At 71.6% G+C, this 16,396-nt stretch carries 15 protein-coding genes; 7 read left to right on the top strand and 8 right to left on the bottom strand.

Features of this window, described 5'->3' with window-relative positions; all coding sequences use genetic code 11:
- Positions 1–34: 34 nt before the first annotated feature.
- Genes BLV72_RS38905 through BLV72_RS38890 form a run of 4 tightly spaced genes read right to left on the bottom strand, consistent with a single transcriptional unit; the run spans position 35 to position 5,164 of the window.
- Entirely contained in the window at positions 35–1,957 is a 1,923-nt protein-coding gene (locus tag BLV72_RS38905) for an amylo-alpha-1,6-glucosidase (RefSeq protein WP_093468307.1), read from the bottom strand.
- A complete protein-coding gene (locus tag BLV72_RS38900) occupies positions 1,954–3,378 on the bottom strand; it encodes an MGH1-like glycoside hydrolase domain-containing protein (RefSeq protein WP_425288479.1) in 1,425 nt (474 codons plus the stop codon). Before BLV72_RS38900 ends, BLV72_RS38905 begins: the two co-directional genes overlap by 4 nt.
- On the bottom strand, positions 3,306–4,106 hold the full coding sequence (locus BLV72_RS38895) for a sugar phosphate isomerase/epimerase family protein (protein WP_093468304.1): 801 nt from the start codon (positions 4,104–4,106) through the stop codon (positions 3,306–3,308). Before BLV72_RS38895 ends, BLV72_RS38900 begins: the two co-directional genes overlap by 73 nt.
- An 11-nt stretch (positions 4,107–4,117) precedes the next feature.
- Positions 4,118–5,164 carry a zinc-dependent alcohol dehydrogenase gene (locus tag BLV72_RS38890; RefSeq protein ID WP_093468303.1) on the bottom strand — a complete coding sequence of 349 codons (1,047 nt, stop codon included), beginning with the start codon at positions 5,162–5,164 and terminating at the stop codon, positions 4,118–4,120.
- Between the two features lie 125 nt (positions 5,165–5,289).
- Between BLV72_RS38890 and BLV72_RS38885 the strand changes: the two genes are divergently transcribed.
- The 5 genes from BLV72_RS38885 to BLV72_RS38865 all read left to right on the top strand — a co-directional run bounded on the left by BLV72_RS38885 (position 5,290) and on the right by BLV72_RS38865 (position 10,855).
- On the top strand, positions 5,290–6,693 hold the full coding sequence (locus BLV72_RS38885) for an ABC transporter substrate-binding protein (protein ID WP_093468301.1): 1,404 nt from the start codon (positions 5,290–5,292) through the stop codon (positions 6,691–6,693).
- Between the two features lie 121 nt (positions 6,694–6,814).
- A complete protein-coding gene (locus tag BLV72_RS38880; protein WP_093468300.1) occupies positions 6,815–7,747 on the top strand; it encodes a carbohydrate ABC transporter permease in 933 nt (310 codons plus the stop codon).
- Entirely contained in the window at positions 7,744–8,628 is an 885-nt protein-coding gene (locus BLV72_RS38875; RefSeq protein ID WP_093468298.1) for a carbohydrate ABC transporter permease, read from the top strand. The genes BLV72_RS38880 and BLV72_RS38875 overlap by 4 nt, the downstream gene beginning before the upstream one ends.
- Before the next feature lie 17 nt (positions 8,629–8,645).
- On the top strand, positions 8,646–9,845 hold the full coding sequence (locus tag BLV72_RS38870; RefSeq protein ID WP_167746490.1) for an ROK family transcriptional regulator: 1,200 nt from the start codon (positions 8,646–8,648) through the stop codon (positions 9,843–9,845).
- A 152-nt stretch (positions 9,846–9,997) separates the two neighbouring features.
- A complete protein-coding gene (locus BLV72_RS38865) occupies positions 9,998–10,855 on the top strand; it encodes a Gfo/Idh/MocA family protein (protein WP_093470801.1) in 858 nt (285 codons plus the stop codon).
- Between the two features lie 41 nt (positions 10,856–10,896).
- Here the strand turns inward: BLV72_RS38865 and BLV72_RS38860 are convergent, their stop codons facing one another.
- Positions 10,897–11,562, bottom strand: a complete 666-nt coding sequence (locus BLV72_RS38860; protein ID WP_093468295.1) for a DUF4232 domain-containing protein — start codon at positions 11,560–11,562, stop codon at positions 10,897–10,899.
- Positions 11,563–11,731: 169 nt separating this feature from the next.
- Complete coding sequence (locus tag BLV72_RS38855; protein ID WP_093468294.1) at positions 11,732–13,264, bottom strand: helix-turn-helix domain-containing protein; 1,533 nt, start codon at positions 13,262–13,264, stop codon at positions 11,732–11,734.
- A gap of 197 nt (positions 13,265–13,461) precedes the next feature.
- Here BLV72_RS38855 and BLV72_RS38850 point away from each other — a divergent pair, with 197 nt between their 5' ends.
- A complete protein-coding gene (locus BLV72_RS38850) occupies positions 13,462–14,145 on the top strand; it encodes a DUF4232 domain-containing protein (protein ID WP_093468292.1) in 684 nt (227 codons plus the stop codon).
- Positions 14,146–14,153: 8 nt separating this feature from the next.
- On the opposite strand, the gene BLV72_RS38845 is transcribed toward BLV72_RS38850, so the two are convergent.
- Entirely contained in the window at positions 14,154–14,846 is a 693-nt protein-coding gene (locus BLV72_RS38845) for a hypothetical protein (RefSeq protein ID WP_093468291.1), read from the bottom strand.
- Positions 14,847–14,989: 143 nt separating this feature from the next.
- Between BLV72_RS38845 and BLV72_RS38840 the strand changes: the two genes are divergently transcribed.
- Positions 14,990–15,676, top strand: a complete 687-nt coding sequence (locus BLV72_RS38840) for a DUF899 domain-containing protein (RefSeq protein ID WP_093468289.1) — start codon at positions 14,990–14,992, stop codon at positions 15,674–15,676.
- A gap of 220 nt (positions 15,677–15,896) precedes the next feature.
- On the opposite strand, the gene BLV72_RS38835 is transcribed toward BLV72_RS38840, so the two are convergent.
- Complete coding sequence (locus tag BLV72_RS38835; protein ID WP_208905867.1) at positions 15,897–16,379, bottom strand: hypothetical protein; 483 nt, start codon at positions 16,377–16,379, stop codon at positions 15,897–15,899.
- Positions 16,380–16,396: the final 17 nt, after the last annotated feature.

Raw genomic sequence — 16,396 nt, 5'->3', positions numbered from 1 at the left:
GGCGGGGGCCACGGGACTACGGGACGGGCGGGGGCTACGGGACGGCGACCTGCCGCGACGCCGTGAGCAGTGCCAACGGTGCCGCGGCGGCCCACGCCTGCGGCGAGCAGGAATGGGGATAGGGCACCGGTGTGGCGGTGGCGGAGCGGTCGTAACCGGCGATGACCTCGGGAAGGCGGTATCCGTGGTGGGCCGCCGCCGCGACCAGGCCCTCGGTGACGGTGCCGACCTCGTCGGTGAGTCCGTGGCGGGCCAGGCCCAGCACGATGACGGCGTTGTCGTGCGGCCAGGCGCTGCCACGGTGGTACGACAACGGGTGGTACGGCTGCTGCCCGGCGGCCAGGGTGCGGATCGCCCAGCCGGAGAAGAAGTCCGGCTCCAGCAGACGCCGCCCCACCCGGCGGGCGCGTTCCGCGTCGAGGATGCCGGACCACAGCAGATGACCGGCGTCCGAGGCGAGGGCGTCGGCCTGTCGGCCGTCGCCGTCCAGTGCCAGCGCCGGAAAGTCGGCGTCCGGCATCCAGAAGTCCGAGGTGAAGCGGGTGCGCAGCCCGGCCGCGGCGGTACGGAGCCGTTGTGCGTAGGGCTCGTCCTTCCACAGCTCCTCGGCCAGTCGCGCGGTGCGCACGAGCGCGTCGTAGGCGTATCCCTGAGCCTCGGACACCGCCACGGGGCCCGCGGCCTGGGTGCCGTCGGCGAAGCAGATCGCGCCCGCCGAGTCCTTCCAGTTCTGGTTGACCAGGCCGCCCGTGTCGGGGCTGTAGACGAGGTAGCCGTGGCGGTCGAGGCCGCCGTCGGTGAACATCCAGTCGACGGCCCGCCGGGCGTGCTCCTCCAGCCGCAGGGCGAGCGCGCCGTCGCCGGTCGTCTCGTAGTGGGCGTGGAGCAGGACGAGGAAGAGCGGAGTGGCGTCGACGGCACCGTAGTAGCGGCCGTAGGGGACTTGGCGGAAGTGGGCCAGCTCTCCGTGACGGGTCTCGTGGACGATGCGGCCGGGCTGTTCGCCGCTGAAGGTGTCGTACCGCCGCCCCTGGGTGGCGGCGAGTGCGCTGAGCGTGGCGGCGGCCGTTCCGGGTCGGTACGGCAGCAGGAAGTAGGAGGTCAGCAGGGAGTCGCGGCCGAACAGGGTGAGGAACCAGGGGATGCCCGCGGCGGGGACGTACACCTCCTCGCCGTCCACGCCGGTGGCCGCGATGGTCAGCAGATCCACGTCGGCGAGGCCCCGCTCGCAGGTGCGGGTCAGGTCGTCCACCGGTGCCGGCGCCGGTGCCCGCCGTGGCGCGGGGGGCGCGGCGGACGGGTGGGACGGCGCTCCGTGCGGGTGGGCGTGGGCGGTGAGGTGGAGTTGGGCTTCGCCGTGTCCGTCCAGTCGCAGATCCCAGGTGAGGGCGCGCGCGGTGGGCCGCGGCGCGTCCTGCGGGCTGTCGACGGTGTCGGGGGCGGGGTTGCAGACGAGGGTGGTCCGGGCGTGCCAGTCGGCGCGCCGGTAGTCGAAGAGGAGCCCGTCGTCCGTGGTGTGGGTCTCGTGCCGGCCGTCGGGCTTGGCGTAGTGGCGGTCGTCGGCGCGCAGCTCGAACAGGTCGGCGAAGTCGGCGTCGACGGTGAGCTCGATGCGGGCGGTGACCGGGCCCGGGCGGTTGTTGACCAGCCGCAGGTGTTCGGTGAAGGTGCCCGCGGTGACGCTCTGCCGGCGGAAGACGGTGTAGGCGGGCGGCTGGTCCCGGGTGCCCTGCGGGGTCAGGACACATGCGGCGGTGTGGTCCGCCTCGGCCGCGGCGGGCACCAGGGTGGTGGGGCTGGTGCCGTCGACGGTGAGCTGCCAGCGGCTGAGGTGGCGGGCGTCGCGCAGGAACAGACCATCAGGTGTGGTGCCGCGGGTGCCGCTGATGCCCCCGTCGGCCTCCAGGTGGGCGAACGTGGCGTCGCGCACGAGCTGGACGCGGTGGTCCGCGGTCATGGCGTGGACTCCTCGGGGTCGGCGCACAGCAGGTCGAACGTGAGGGCCGCGGTCCACGAGAAGGGCCGCGCGCCACGGGCGGCGCCCGTGGTGGGGTCGACGTATTCGGCGAACCCCGACCGTCCCGCCTCCGTGAGGATGCCGTGCCGCAGGCGGTCGGCGTCCGCCCACAGGCGGTGGGTGCGCAGGCCGCGCTGGATCAGCCAGGCGGTGTTGAACCAGGCCGGGCCGCGCCAGTAGCGCTTGGCGTCGAAGGCCGGACCGGTCAGGTCGTAGCTGGGGACCAGTCGCGAGGACGGTGCCCTGAAGTGCGGTCCGCCGAGCGTGTCCCGAAGGCGCTCGACCAGGTCGGACGGCAGCTGCGGAACGATGAGCGGGACCAGACCGGTGACGGCGCGCTCGTCGACGAGGGTGTCGGTGGCCAGGTCGCGGACGCGGAACAGACCGGCGGTGTCGTCCCACAGCCGGGTGACGAGCTGCCGGGTGAGCTCGTCGGCGCGTGCGGTGTGCGGTGCGTCGGCCGTGCCCAGGTCGCGGGCCATCCCGGCGAGGGCCAGCTCGCTGGCGATCAGCAGGGCGTTGAAGCACGGGTCCTCGACGGCGAAGCGGTGCCGCGCTGTCCGGTCGTCGTAGTGGGCCTGCCGGTAGTCGGTCGCCAGCCGCACATAGCGCCCGTAGTCCAGGTCGGTCGGCCGGTCGGCGGGGTGGCCTTGGGCCAGGTCGGCGCGTTGGAAGGCGTCGGGCGCGGCCGGGTCGACACGTTGCAGGGCATCGTCCCAGCAGGGGCTGTTGTCCATGCCGGGCTCCCACGGGTGCACGATGGCCGCGAGTCCCGCCCCTGCGAGGTCGCGTCGGGTGCGGAGGTAGTCGTGCCAGGCGACGAGCCGCGGATAGACGCGGGGCAGGAAGCCCCGCCGCCGGGACTCGGCGGGATCCGCCCGGTGTACGAGCCAGGCCGCCAGGGCGTGCACCGGTGGCTGGACGATGCCCGAGGTCTCGGTTGCCGCCGGTGCGCCCGCCGACCGGCCGGCGTGGGAGGACTGCCAGAAGTCGGGGCTGGGGAAGTAGGCGTCGTGCGGCACGGCGGGGTTGAAGACGATGTGCGGGATGCGTCCGTCGGCCCACTGCCCGGCCAGCAGGGATTCGAGTTCCCGCTGGGCGCGGCGGGCCGAGAGGTGGCGCAGCCCGATGGCGATGAAGGCGGAGTCCCAGCTCCACTGGTGGGGGTAGAGGGTGCGGGAGGGAACGGTGGAGGTGCCGGTCCAGTTCTCGATGAGGACCCGCGCCGCACCGCGCCGCAGTGTCAGGGCTGCGGCCGCGGTGGGCGCGGGTCCGGCCAGGAGCGCGGTCACGCGCCGGACCCCCGCAGGAACGCGGGGATGGAGCGGACCGCTTCGAGGGGCTCGCCGGTGAGGCGGCATTCGGCGGCGAGATAGCCGTCGTACCCGATGGTGTGCAGGGCGCCGAGCCAGGCGGGCCAGTCGAGGTGGCCGGCGCCGGGCTGGAAGCGGTTGGAGTCGGAGACCTGGGCGTGGCCGATCAGATCGGCGTGGGCGAGGATCGCCGCGGCGGGGTCGGTCTCCTCGATGTTCATGTGGTAGCTGTCGATGCCGATCCTGATCGAGTCCAGACCGGTGGCGCGGATCAGCTCTGCGGCCTGTTCCAGCCGGTTGACCATGTGGTCCTCGTACCGGTTGAGCGGCTCCAGGAAGAGCGTGACGCCCTCCTTGCGCGCGTGCTCGCCGAGTTCGGCAAGGCCGGCCAGCAGGACCTCGCGGTCCTCCTCCTCGGTGCGCGGGGGCTCGAAGGGGGGCAGCCGGCGCGAGAACATGCCGTAGGAGGCGGGGGTCTGGGCGCCCAGGCCGCCGATCTCGGCGATCACGGTGAGCTGGGACTTCATCTGGGCGACGGCGTCGCGGCGCAGGTCCTCGTCGAAGGCGCCGAGGAAGTGGAGCATGTCGACGCAGACGGTCGGCATGACCACGCCGTCCTTGCGTGCCTGCCGCAGTTCGTCCAGGCGCGCGGCGAAGTGGAAGTCGCCCTTGGCGCGCAGTTCGATGGCGTCGTAGCCGGCCGCCTGGGCGACGTCCCACTTGGCCTGCAGGGTGTCCCCGGGCAGGAGTTGTTCCTGAACGGCGGTCTTGAGCATGCGGAGCCCTTTCAGAATTCCAGGACGATCTGCAGCGCCGCCGCGGGGCGCTCGTCCAGCAGCGCATAGGCGTCGGCGGCGTCGGCGGCGGGGATGGTGTGGCTCACCAGGGAGGTGACGTCCACCTGTCCCTCGGCGACCAGGCGCAGGAAGGTCTGCTGGAGGCGTTCGACGCTCCAGCGGTTGGACAGCTGCGGGGGGACGCCGCCGATCTGGGAGCAGATGAGCTGCACGCGGTTGTGGTGGAACTCGTCGCCCAGGCGCAGGCCGATGCCGTCGCCCTGGTAGAAGCCGGACGCCACCACGCGGCCGCCGGCGGCGACCGAGCGCAGGGCCTCGTGCAGGGCCGGGTAGGCGCCGCTGATCTCGATGGCGAGGTCGGCACCGAGGCCGGCGGTGGCGTCGCGGATGCTCTCGGCCACCTGGTCGGTGATGGCGTTGAGGGTGTGGTGGGCGCCGTAGGTCTTGGCGGTCTCCAGCCGGCTGTCCAGTGCGTCGACGGCGGTGACGCGTGCGCCGTTGAGCTGGGCGAGGCGGGTGGTGAGCAGTCCGATGACGCCCTGGCCGAAGACGGCGACGTCCTCGCCGAGGTGGATGTCGGCGGCCAGGACGGCGTTGTACGCGATGGCGCCGACGCGGGCGAAGGCACCGGCCAGGGGCTCCAGCCCGGCGGGCAGGGTGTGGCCGATCATGCGCTCGGCCGGGACGAGGCCCTCGCTGCGGTGTCCCCAGATGCCCCACACCAGGTCGCCGGGGTGCGGCAGGCCCGGGGTACCGGCCAGGTCCGGGGCGACCTCGACGACCTCGCCGACCTCGGAGTAGCCCCATCCGGCGACGGGGTACTGGATGCCGGCCGCACCCTCGCGGAACAGCCGCGCGTCGGGGTCCCAGGTCCGCGTCAGATACGGGTTGGTGCCGCGGTAGGCGGTGAGCTCGGTGCCGGCCGAGATGCCCGAGAAGCGGGTGCGGACCCTGAGGTGTCCGGGCGGAAGTTCGGCTCGGGGGTGCTCGGCGACCTCCACCTGGCGAGGGCCGGTGAATTGAACGACGCGTTCCACGGATGGCTCCGGAAGGGGGTGCGGATGTCGGTTGCGTCGACAATAGCCGCCACTTACGTCTTGTCAACAAGCAAAAGTGATGCTGAGATGCGTGCTCAGTAGACGTAAGTCGAGACGAGGACACCATGCACACCAGGACCCGGCGGTCGAGGATGACCGCGGTCGGCGTCACGGCAGCCCTGGGAATCGGGCTGCTCGCGGGCTGTGCCGGCAATACCGGACCGGGGAAACCGGACCGCGAGATCACGGTCTGGTCACAGGAGAACCTCCCTGACCGCGCCGCGGCGACCCAGAAGATCATCGACGGGTTCGAGAAGAAGACCGGGATCAAGGTCCATCTCGTCGGGGTGGACGAGGGCCAGATGCCCCAGCTGATCATGTCGGCCGCGGCCTCCGGCACCCTGCCGGACGTCATCGGCGCGGCCCCGATGGGCCAGGTCTGGCAGATGTACGACAACGGGCTGCTCAACACCGACATCCCGAAGAAGATCATCGCCGAGCTGGGCCGGAAGACCTTCAACCCGAACGCACTGAACCTCACCTCCGACGGCGGCACCGCCCTCGGCGTGCCCTCCGACGCCTGGCTCCAGCTCCTGGTCTACCGCAAGGACCAGTTCGCGCAGAAACACCTGGCGGCTCCCGACACCTACCAGCGGACCCTGGCCGCCGCCAAGGCCCTCACCACCAAGGGCCACGACGGCATCTCGGCCTCCACCGACCCCGCCGACGTGTTCACCTCGCAGAGCTTCGAGAACCTGGCGCTCGCCAACGACTGCCAGCTCGTCGACGGTCACCACGACGTCGCACTGGCCTCCCCGCCGTGCGAGACCGCCTTCCACACCTACGACCAGCTCGCCCGCGCCTACGGCCCGCCGGGCGCCCAGACCGTGGACTCCACCCGCGCCACCTACTTCGCGGACCGGTCATCCATGATCATCTGGTCCTCGTTCCTGCTGGACGAACTGGCCGGCCTGCGCAAGGACGCCCTGCCCAGCTGCCCCCAGTGCAAGAAGGACCCGCGGTACCTGGCGCACAACAGCGGCATCGTCACCGCGATGAAGGGCCCGGACGCCACGAAGGCGGCCCAGTTCGGCGAGATCACCTCATGGGTGACCACCAAGACGGCCGAGACGGCGGCCTCCCGCGAGTTCATCGAGTACATGATGGGCTCCGGCTATGAGTCCTGGTTCGGCATGGCGCCCGAGGGCAAGATCCCCGTCCGGCACGGCACGGCCGCGGAGCCCAACCGCTACCTCGCCGCCTGGCGCCACAGCCCCATCGGCGTCGACAGCCGTATCCCCTTCGACCAGGTCTATCCGACGCGCCTGCTCAACCAGCTCGCCGACGGCGTCAGCAACATGCGGCGCTGGGGCATCACCCAGGGCGAAGGAGCACTCGTCGGCGCCACCAACGGCGAGCTGCCCGTACCGAAGTCCATCGGCGCCATGACCAGCGGGCAGATCTCCTCCTCCGAGGCGGCCCGTGAAGCAGCCGACGAAGTCGCCGCCCTCAAGAAGTCCCTGCAGTAGCCGCCCGACATGCACCTCACAAAGGTCTCCTCATGACGACAGCCCCAACAGGCGCACCGCAGCGCCGGGAAACCAGCCCTCGGCCCACGGGCCGGCCCGCCGCCCCCGGGGCCGCCGCCCGATGACCGCCAGCCGCCGCGCCAACCGCGCGGGCCTCGCGTTCGTCTCCCCCACCTTCATCGTGGTCCTCGTGGTCGTCGTGCTGCCCATCGCGTGGACCGTACTGCTGGCGTTCCAGAAGGCCAAGCTGGTGGACATCCAGGGCATGGGGCTGTTCGGCAACTGGTCCCTGGACAACTTCGCCCAGGTCTTCGACTCCGCCGGCTTCTGGTCGAGCCTGACCACCACCCTGCTGTACACCGCGGGCGCCACCCTGGGCTCCGTCGCCCTCGGGCTCATCGCCGCGCTCGCGCTGCGCAAGCCCTTCCGCGGCCGCGGACTGCTGCGCGCGGCCATGCTGCTGCCCTACGTCGCCCCCGTCGTCGCCGTGGCTTTCGTCTGGGAGGTCGCGCTCAGCCCGCAGTACGGCGTCGTCAACGACTGGGGCCGGCGCCTGTTCGGCTGGGACGACCCCATCGCCTTCCTCTCCACCCGCGAGTACGAGGTCCACCTGCTCGGCATGCATGTCGACATCCCGCTGGCCCTGCTGACCGTCATCGCCTTCGAGTGCTGGCGCTACTTCCCCTTCGCCTTCCTGTTCATCCTCGCCCGGCTCCAGGCGGTCCCCAACGGCCTGGAAGAGGCCGCCCTGGTCGACGGCGCCACCGTCTCCCAGCGCTTCCGGCACATCCTGCTGCCCCAACTGATGCCCGTCATCGCCCTGTTGTGCGTCCTGCGGTTCATCATGACGTTCAACAAGTTCGACGACGTCTATCTGCTGACCGGAGGCGGCGCGGGCACCAACGTCGCCGCCGTGCGGGTCTACGACTTCCTCACCGCCCGCTACGACGTGGGAGCCGCCGCCGCCCAGGCCCTCGTGCTGGCCGCCGCTTTGATGATCCTGCTGGGCTTCTACTTCAAGCTCTTCGGCAACAAGGTCCAGGAGGAATCGTGACCCGTAAGGCCGCCCTGACCCGGGCCCACGTCGAGGAGAGGATCTTCGGCGTCCTGCGCTGGTGCGTCATCGCGTTCCTCGCCGTGATCACCCTGCTGCCCTTCTACTACATGCTGCTGCTGTCGGTGAAGCCCATCGACGCACTCCTGCTCGACCCGGGGTCCCTCCTGATCTCGGCCAAGGACTTCACGCTCTCCACCTACCGGGACGTGCTGCGGTCCACCGACGCCGGCGGGCAGGGCTTCCTGCGGTTCCTGCTCAACTCCGCCCTGGTGTCCCTGGGAACCGTCGTCCTCACCCTGCTGGCCGCCGTACCCGGCGCCTACGCCGTCAGCCGCCTGAAGTTCTTCGGCCACCGCCAGGTCAGCGCGCTCTTCCTGGCCGTCTATCTGTTCCCCGCGACCCTGCTGGCCGTCCCGCTCTTCGTCGTCTTCGCCAAGATGGGACTCTCCTCCAGCCTGGTCGGCCTCGCCATCGTCTACGTCGCCCAGACCGTGCCGGTGTCGATCTACATGCTGAAGAACTACCTCGTCACCATCCCCGCCTCCATCGAGGAGGCCGCGGCGCTCGACGGCTGCACCCGGCTGCAGACCGTCCGCAAGGTGATCCTGCCCCTCACCCTGCCCTCCCTCATGGCGACCGGCCTGTATGTCTTCATGATCGCCTGGAATGAATTCCTCTTCGCGCTGCTCTTCCTGGCCGCCGTCCCCGGCAAGTGGACCGTCTCCCTGGGCCTGGCCCAGCTTTCCAACGGCATCGAAGTGCCCAAGACCGTCCTCATGGCCGGGTCGGTGGTGCTGACCATCCCCGTGGTACTTCTGTTCTTCGCCGCCGAACGCCTCCTCACCGAGGGCCTCACCAGCGGCGCCGACAAGAGCTGACGCGTGGGGGAAGCATGATGACACCGAACCAGGTCAGCGCGGGCGAACTGCTGCAGCTGATCCGTAGTGGCCGCGCCAACACCCGAGCCGATCTGCAACGCGCCACCGGGCTGTCCCGCTCGACCGTCGGGCAGCGCCTGGACCTGCTCGACCGGGCCGGCTGGCTGCGCCACACCACCGGCACCTCCACCGGTGGCCGCCCGTCCGACCGGCTCGTCCTCGATCCCTCCCATGCCGCGGTCATCGCCGCCGACCTCGAAACCCGGCACGCCCGGGCCGCGGTCCTCGACCTGGCGGGCACCCTCCTGGCCGAGCACACCGGCCCGCTCCACATCGACCAGGGCCCGGACGAGGTCCTGGACCAACTGGCCGGCTGGTTCCCGGATCTGATCACCGCGGCGGGCATCGACGCCGCCGACGTCTGCGGCATCGGGCTCTCGGTGCCCGGCCCCGTCGACTGGGACACGGGACGGGTCGTCGAGCCGCCGATCATGCCCGGATGGGACCAGTACCCCATCCGGGAACGGCTGCAGAAGGCCTACGCCGACCATGTGGGCCCCAGCCTGGAAGGCGGCCCCGTCTCCGTCTTCGTCGACAACGACGCCAACCTCATGGCGCTGGCCGAGCACCAGGCCAACCACCGCGACTGCTCGGCCTTCGTCCTGGTCAAGGTCTCCACCGGCATCGGCGCCGGCGTCGTCGTGAGCGACAGCATCTACCGCGGCATCGACGGCGGCGCCGGCGACATCGGCCATATCCGCCTCCACGACCACTCCGACGCCCTGTGCATGTGCGGTGCCCACGGCTGTCTGGCCGCCGTGGCCAGCGGCGGGGCGCTGGCCCGGGAGCTGGCCGGCCTCGGCGCCGAAACCCGCTCGGGCTCCGACGTCAAAGCGCTGCTCGCCAAGGGCGATCCCGACGCGATCCGGCTGGCCAGGGAGGCCGGACGCCGCGCGGGCGAAGTCCTGGCGACCGTGGTCACCCTCCTCAACCCGGGGGTTCTGATGCTCGCCGGGGACCTCGCCGGAGCCCCGTTCATGACCGGCGTCCGCGAGCTGCTCTACCAGCGCACCATCCCCCGAACCACCGCCCACCTGCAGGTCGTGACGTCCCGGCTCGGCGACCACGCCGGTGTCATCGGCGCCGCGGCCATGGTGGTCGAATCCCTCTACGCACCCGCCTGCGCGGACGAGCGGCTCAACCGCATCGCGCAGTGACCCCGCGGGGGCCACCCCGAACCGACAGGAACACCGTGCCCACACACCCCACCGAACCCGCCCCCGCTCACCCCACCGCACCGGGTCCCCTTCCCCTCACCGAAGCCGACCCCTCTCCCTCCACCGAACCGGCCCCCTGGACGCACCGGCCCCTGGAGGTCGGCCTCGTGGGCGCCGGCCCCTGGGCCAGGGCGATGCACGCCCGCATGCTCGCCACCGGCCCCGAAACCCGGCTCGCCGCGGTCTGGGCCCGCCGCCCCGAAGCCGCCCGGCTGGCCGCCGCCCCCTACGGGGCGCACGTCGCCGCGGACTTCGAGGAACTCCTCGACCACTGCGAGGCGGTGGCCTTCGCCGTCCCGCCCGCCGTGCAGGCCGAGCTGGCCCCCCTGGCGGCCAAGCGTGGCAAGCCGCTCCTGCTGGAGAAGCCCCTCGGCCCCGACCTGGCCGCCGCACAGCGGCTCGCGGACGCCGTCGCCGAAGCCGGCGTGGTCTCCCAACTGGTCCTGACCAAGCGCTACCACCCCGCGACCCGCGCCTTCCTCGCCGCCGCCCGCACCCGCGACATCGCCGGGGCCCGCTCCTGCTACCTCCACGGCGCCTTCCTCGGCGGCGACTTCGCCACGAGCTGGCGCCTGGAACACGGCGCCCTGCTGGACCTCGGGCCCCACCTCCTCGACCTCCTGGACGCCGCCGTCGGCCCCATCACCGACATCCGCGCCACCGGCGACCCCCGCCGCTGGCTCGAGCTCACCTGCGAACACGCGAACGGCACCGTCAGCCAGGCCTCCCTGTCCGGCGCCGTCGACGTGCCGCGCGCGCTCACCCGCATCGAACTCTTCGGCGCCGAAGCCCCCTTGGTCTACGACACCGCCGAGATCGACCACGAGGAGTGCTGGCCGATCCTCCGCCGTGACTTCGCCACCGCCGTACGCACCCACACCCCCACCGAACTCGACGCCCACCGCGGCCTGTACCTACAGGCCCTCATCGACCGGGCCACGGAGCGCTGAACCAGCGGGCACCGACCGCAGCTCGGATGTCCGCCCCGCGCTCACTCCGCCGCGCTGACCGGACCCACGTAGGTCCCCGGGTGGGTGGCGCCCGACTGGTCCAGCAGGGCGCCGCCGTAGGGCCAGTCCAGTACGAGGTTCCCGCGCTCGTTCGGCGGGGTGATGACCACCTGGTTCGGCTCGAACTTCCGGTCGTCGTCGTGGGTCGACGCCAGGAGGGTGATGTCGAAGCCGACCCGGTCGCCCTCGCCGAGCCGGACGGGCTTCGGCTTCGCCTGGGTGCGCGGCAGGTCCCAGGTGTCGCCGTGGGCGGTCTGGAGCTGGACGCCGGGGAAGCCGGCCATGGCGCAGTCGGCGGTGCCGGTGTTCTTCAGTACGACCCGGGCGGTCTGCTGGCCGTCGTAGTCCATGTCCGGGCCGCCCTCGAAGTTCGACCAGGCGGCGTCCAGTTGGTCGCTGGTGCAGCGGCTCGCCGACGAGGAGCCGCCGGAGGCGTTGCCCGCCTTGGTGTCGGCGGCGTCGCTGGAGGTGTCGGAGGAACTCCCGGGCGTGGCCTTCGAGGCCTTTGAGGTGGCCGAGGACGCACTTCCCTTGGCGTCGGAGTCGGAGTCGCCGCCCTGGCAGGCGGTGAGCGAGAGGGCGGCAGCGGCGATCAGCGAGGCGGCGGCGATGGTGCGGGTGCGGCGGAGAGCGGTCCTGCGCAACATGGAATCCTCCGGGGGTGGTTGACGTGCGTCCGGGACGCGGTGCGGTATTGCTGTGGTGCGTTCCGCGTACTGGAGACCACCCTCGTCGCCGCCGCTGACGATCGACTAACCGATGGCTGACACGTGGCTGCCGCGCCCGAGGGCGGACAGCCGCGTTCGGCGTCCGTGGCTACTCCTCGCGCTTGGCCCACTCGCTGCTGCCCAGCGGGTAGTCGTAGCCGGGGCGGCCGGCGGCGGCGCTGGTGCGGAACGGGGCGCCGTTGTTGTCGAGGTGCACCGTGCCGTGGCGGTCGCCGCTGGACCAGTCCAGGGCGAGGTCCCAGCGGACGTCATGCGCCTTGGTGTGGGCGGTGACGTAGAAGACCTCCGGATCGGACTCGCTGACCTTGTACGGGAAGTCGCCCTGGCCGTTCTTGACGGTGGCGGTGGGGCTGCCGTTGTCGAGGTCGACGTCGAACGACTTGGTCTCGACGCCACCGCCGCAGCCGACGCCCATCGAGTAGTCGTTCCAGGCGAGCGGGGCGCCCTTCGCGACGACGCGTACGTGCAGCGCCTCCAGGACGACGGTGTCCTTCCCGGTGCCCTGCACGGTGAGGGCGACGCGCTGCTCCCCCGAGGAGACCGCGCCGTACGCGGCGGCCCAGCGGGGCGCGTCCGGCTCGCCGGCGGGCGGGCCGACCTGTTCGGGCTCGCTGTCGACGAGGAAGTGCTGGCTGCACGGGCTGTCGTAGACGTAGGGGCGGGTGGCGATGTTGACCGGTGCGCCGCCGGGGCGCTCGGGGGCGCCCCCGCCGTCGTGGGCGGCGGGCTCCGACGCCGGGGCGGAGGGTTTGTCGGTCTTCGCGCCCCGGGACGGGGAAGACGGGGAGGGGGAGGCCGACGCGGACGGCCGCTTGTCGTTGGCCCGGCCCCCGGTGCCGGGGCCAGTGGTCGGTGTGGCGGCCCCCGCCCCCGCGGCCTTCTCATCACCGCCGTCGGCTCCGGAGGACGGCAGATTCACGGCGAACGCGACGGCTCCCAGCACCGCGGCCGCGGCGACGGATGCGACGAGCGCGGTGCGGCGGCGCCGCGACCGCACGGGAGCGGCTGGGACGGCACCGCCGACAACCGGTTCATCCGTTCCACCGGTTTCGCGGAGCTGACCGCTCCCGGAAGCTGATCCCGTTCCACCGGTTTCGCGGAGCTGACCGCCCCCGGACACCGAACCCGTTCCACCCACCGCGTCGGGCCGCCCACCGCCGGAATCGGCAGGGCCCGTCGCCGCCTCGGGCAGTCCGCGGCCCTCGGCGCCGGGCGCCGAGTCATCCGGCGTCGGCCCACCCTCGGGCGCCCCGGCCCCGGCCCCGGCACCGGCCCCGGCACCGGCACCCGCAGCCGCACCCGCACCGCGCGCCGCGCCGCCCGGCTCCGGCCCCTTACGCGACCGCGCCGCACTCGCCAGAATCCACCGCCGGTGCAGCTCGACCAGTTCCTCGGGGGTCGCCCGGCACACCCGCGCGACCCGCTCGACCGCCGCGTAATCGGCCGGCACCACCGTGCCGTTGCAGTAGCGGTGCAGCGTGGACGTGCTCATATGCAGCCGCTTGGCGAGCGTCCCGTAGCTCAGCCCCGAGCGCTCCTTGAGCCCCCGCAGCTGCTCCGCGAACGCCTCCGCGTCCCCGGCAGCCCCCGTCGCTCCCGTGGCCCCTGTCGTCCCTGACACCGTTGCTCCTCTTCCCCTGTGGCCCGGCGCGTCCCATTCCCGCGTCCCAGGTCCCTTACGTTCCCCCTGGTCAAAGCCCGTTTCCGCGTTCCAGCGTCTCCGACTGCCCGGCTGGAGTGGCAGCTGGGACGGACCGCCCCACAAGCTCCGGTCATCCAAGCACCACATCCACCGCAGTACCGAAAGGGCTCACCCACATGTCCAGCATTCGTCCCTCCCGCACCCGTCTGCTGACCGCCGCCGCGACCGTCGCGGTCGCCGCCTTCTCCCTGACGGCGTGCAACGACGGAGAGGGCGTCCGCAATGAGGGCTCGTCGGCGGGCGCCTCCTCGACCGCGTCCGCCTCCGGCTCGTCCTCCCAGGAGGACGCGAAGACGGGCGCCGCCGGTTCGAAGTCGACCGCGGACGTGCCCGCGGCGTCGGGGAACGGCAAGTCCGACACCAGTGGCAAGAAGGGCGTCACCTGCCAGGGCTCCAACACCAAGACGGTCGCGGCTCCCCTGAACCGCCCCGTGAACCACATGCTGCTCACGGTCACCAACACCGGCAACAGCATCTGCTACCTCTACGGCTACCCGGCCGTCCGCTTCGGCGAGGCCCAGTCGGTGCCGCCGGTGATCGAGGACTCGAAGCCGCAGGCCGTCGTCACGCTCGCCCCGGGCGAGTCCGGCTACTCCTCCGTGAATCTGTCGGCCGCCGACGGCAGCGGTACGAACGGCCACACCGAGAAGTCCCTGGCCGTCTACTTCCAGGGCCGCACCGCCGACGAGGACGTCCCCTCCGCCGCCCACCCGTCACTGCCCGCCAAGGGCGCCTACATCGACGACTCCCTCAAGGTCACGTACTGGCAGCAGTCGATGGACGACGCCATCAGCTGGTAACGCCACCGTCAGCTGTTGACGGTGCGCAAGAAGTGGTCGGCGTCCTCGGGTTCGCCCAGCCGTCCCACCTCCAGCCAGGAGCCGTCGGTGAAGCGGAGCCGGAACGTGGCGAAACCGCGTGGCTGTCCCGTCTCGCCTTCGACGCGGACCTGATCGAGGGAAAACTCCGCGAAGGTCTGGAAGTCGTCGGCCCTGGTGGGCGACAGCCGACGGCGCGGGGACGTGGCGACGCAGACGCGATCGCGGGCCAGCATGACCAGGCGCTTGGGGTTGGGTGAATGCCCGTACCAGCGCAGCAGCAGCCGGCCCGCGGTCAGATTCCAGTCGCCGTCGAAGATGCCATGGGTCGGGTCCTGTCGGCGATCTCGGGCAGGGTCGCGGCCGGAGGAAGAGGGGCGGGCGTCCGGCGGAGTCTGCGGCTCCCCGGCCCGCGGTCCGCGGTTGCGTCGTGGCTGGGAACGCCGGTCACGTCGACCGCCCAGCTTGTCGATCAGCATCATCGGGATGACGACGAAGAAGAACACGACGGCCCCGACGTACAGCAGCCAGTGGTGGCCCGGCTTCAGCCGTCCCTTGCCCGCGGCCCGGTGCACCTCTTTGGGCGGTGTGGGAATCGGCCTGTGGATCTCGCACCAGACCAGGGCCACGGGCTCCTCGCCCAATATCTTCCGGGCCCGCCGATGTACCGCGCGCTTCGCCATGCCGAAGATCCTAGAACGAGCCTCCGCCTCACCGGCCGGGGCGGGAAACCAAGCGGTCGAATGGCCGACACCGATGAGTTCGACGACCGAGGGAGGTCTACACCTAGAGACAGCAGGCCACACACATGATCAGGGAGGGGACCATGAGCCCCAACGCACTACCGCCCGTCGTCGACGCCGACACCTGGCGGCGTCAGCTCGAAGCGCTGCGTATTCGGGAGAAGGCCGCGACCCGGGAGCTCGACGCGATCGCCGCCGAGCGCCGCCGCCTGCCGATGGTCGAGATGCCCGACTACACCCTCGAAGGCGAGGACGGGCCGGTCCGGCTGGCGGACCTCTTCGACGGCAAGAAGCAGCTGATCGTCTACAACCACATGTGGTTCCCGGGCGAGGAGTGGCAGTGCTCGGGCTGCACGGGGTTCACCTCGCAGTTCACACGGCTGGCTTTCCTGGACAACTACGATGCCCGGTTCGTCATCGTCACCCAGGGCCCGATCGACGAGGCACTCGCCTACAAGCGGCGGGTCGGGAACACGATGGCCTGGTATTCCACGGCGAACAGTCCGTTCGGTGCCGACGTCGGCGCACCGCCCGGCGGAGGGTTCGCCGTCAATGTGTTCCTGCGCGACGGCGACACCGTCTACCGCACCTGGCACACCAACGGCCGCGGCACCGAGCAGCTCAGTTACTCCTTCGCGCTGATCGACCTGTTGCCGTACGGGCGGCAGGAGGAGTGGCAGGACTCCCCCGACGGCTGGCCACAGTCGCCCACCTACAGCGGCTGGGCGGGCTCCGAGGACATCGCCGCGCTCTACGGCCGGGAGGCGTGAGGGTCCGCCTGCGGACGGACCAGTCCGCCGCATCGCGTAGGAGAACAGGCTCAGTTCATCGAGTCCGTCCCGCCCAGTGGCGACTCGGACCCGCCGTGATCACTTGCGCGCGGCGCCGGCGCTGCGCTTCGCCAGCGATCCTGACTACTGTGACGCATGGCGGCCCGAGGCTGCCCTCTTCGCGTCCGGACGACTCGTCCACGAAGCCTGACTGCGCTCGTCATGACGTGAACGCGTCGACGATCTCCTGCCGCACAGTCGGGTCTGCTTGGGCATGCGCCAGCCGAGCACGCGCCGTTCCGCGGTACCGCGCGACGAACCGGCCCTGCGCCATGTCCCCGTCCACGACGGTCACCTCGGCATCGGCCGACAGCACACCATGCACGTGGATCTTGACGTCGAACTGGTCGGTCCAGCCACCACTCCGTTGTCGACCTCGAGGCCGCTGCCCGCGAGCCAGTCCGTCGCCGGAACGACACCGAACGCCACCACGACCACGTCGGCGGGCAGCACCTCGCCGGTGGCCAGCTCCCCCGTGACACGTCCGTTCGGCCGGCCCGCTCCCTGCGGCGAGCACCCCGTCTCCGACCACCTCGACGCGCGTGGAGGTCATCGGCTCGGCCCGCAGCGCCAACGCGTCGTCGAGAGTACGCAGCACATGGACCCCGGCGGGACCGTCCTGCCCGGCGAAGGTGCGGGGCACTCCTTCAGGACGACCGC

Origin of the sequence: Streptomyces melanosporofaciens (assembly GCF_900105695.1) — a bacterium.
Classification (GTDB): Bacteria; Actinomycetota; Actinomycetes; order Streptomycetales; family Streptomycetaceae; genus Streptomyces; species Streptomyces antimycoticus.
Note: the sequence above shows the minus strand (reverse complement) of the source record. Positions and strands in the feature narration are given on the sequence as shown.

Coding starts and splice junctions, on each gene's coding strand:
- BLV72_RS38885 (WP_093468301.1), top strand. CDS start 5,290: ATGCACACCAGGACCCGGCGGTCGAGGATGACCGCGGTCGGCGTCACG.
- BLV72_RS38900 (WP_425288479.1), bottom strand. CDS start 3,378: ATGCCGCCTCACCGGCGAGCCCCTCGAAGCGGTCCGCTCCATCCCCGC.
- BLV72_RS38860 (WP_093468295.1), bottom strand. CDS start 11,562: ATGTTGCGCAGGACCGCTCTCCGCCGCACCCGCACCATCGCCGCCGCC.
- BLV72_RS38905 (WP_093468307.1), bottom strand. CDS start 1,957: ATGACCGCGGACCACCGCGTCCAGCTCGTGCGCGACGCCACGTTCGCC.
- BLV72_RS38870 (WP_167746490.1), top strand. CDS start 8,646: ATGACACCGAACCAGGTCAGCGCGGGCGAACTGCTGCAGCTGATCCGT.
- BLV72_RS38845 (WP_093468291.1), bottom strand. CDS start 14,846: ATGGCGAAGCGCGCGGTACATCGGCGGGCCCGGAAGATATTGGGCGAG.
- BLV72_RS38840 (WP_093468289.1), top strand. CDS start 14,990: ATGAGCCCCAACGCACTACCGCCCGTCGTCGACGCCGACACCTGGCGG.
- BLV72_RS38895 (WP_093468304.1), bottom strand. CDS start 4,106: ATGCTCAAGACCGCCGTTCAGGAACAACTCCTGCCCGGGGACACCCTG.
- BLV72_RS38850 (WP_093468292.1), top strand. CDS start 13,462: ATGTCCAGCATTCGTCCCTCCCGCACCCGTCTGCTGACCGCCGCCGCG.
- BLV72_RS38880 (WP_093468300.1), top strand. CDS start 6,815: ATGACCGCCAGCCGCCGCGCCAACCGCGCGGGCCTCGCGTTCGTCTCC.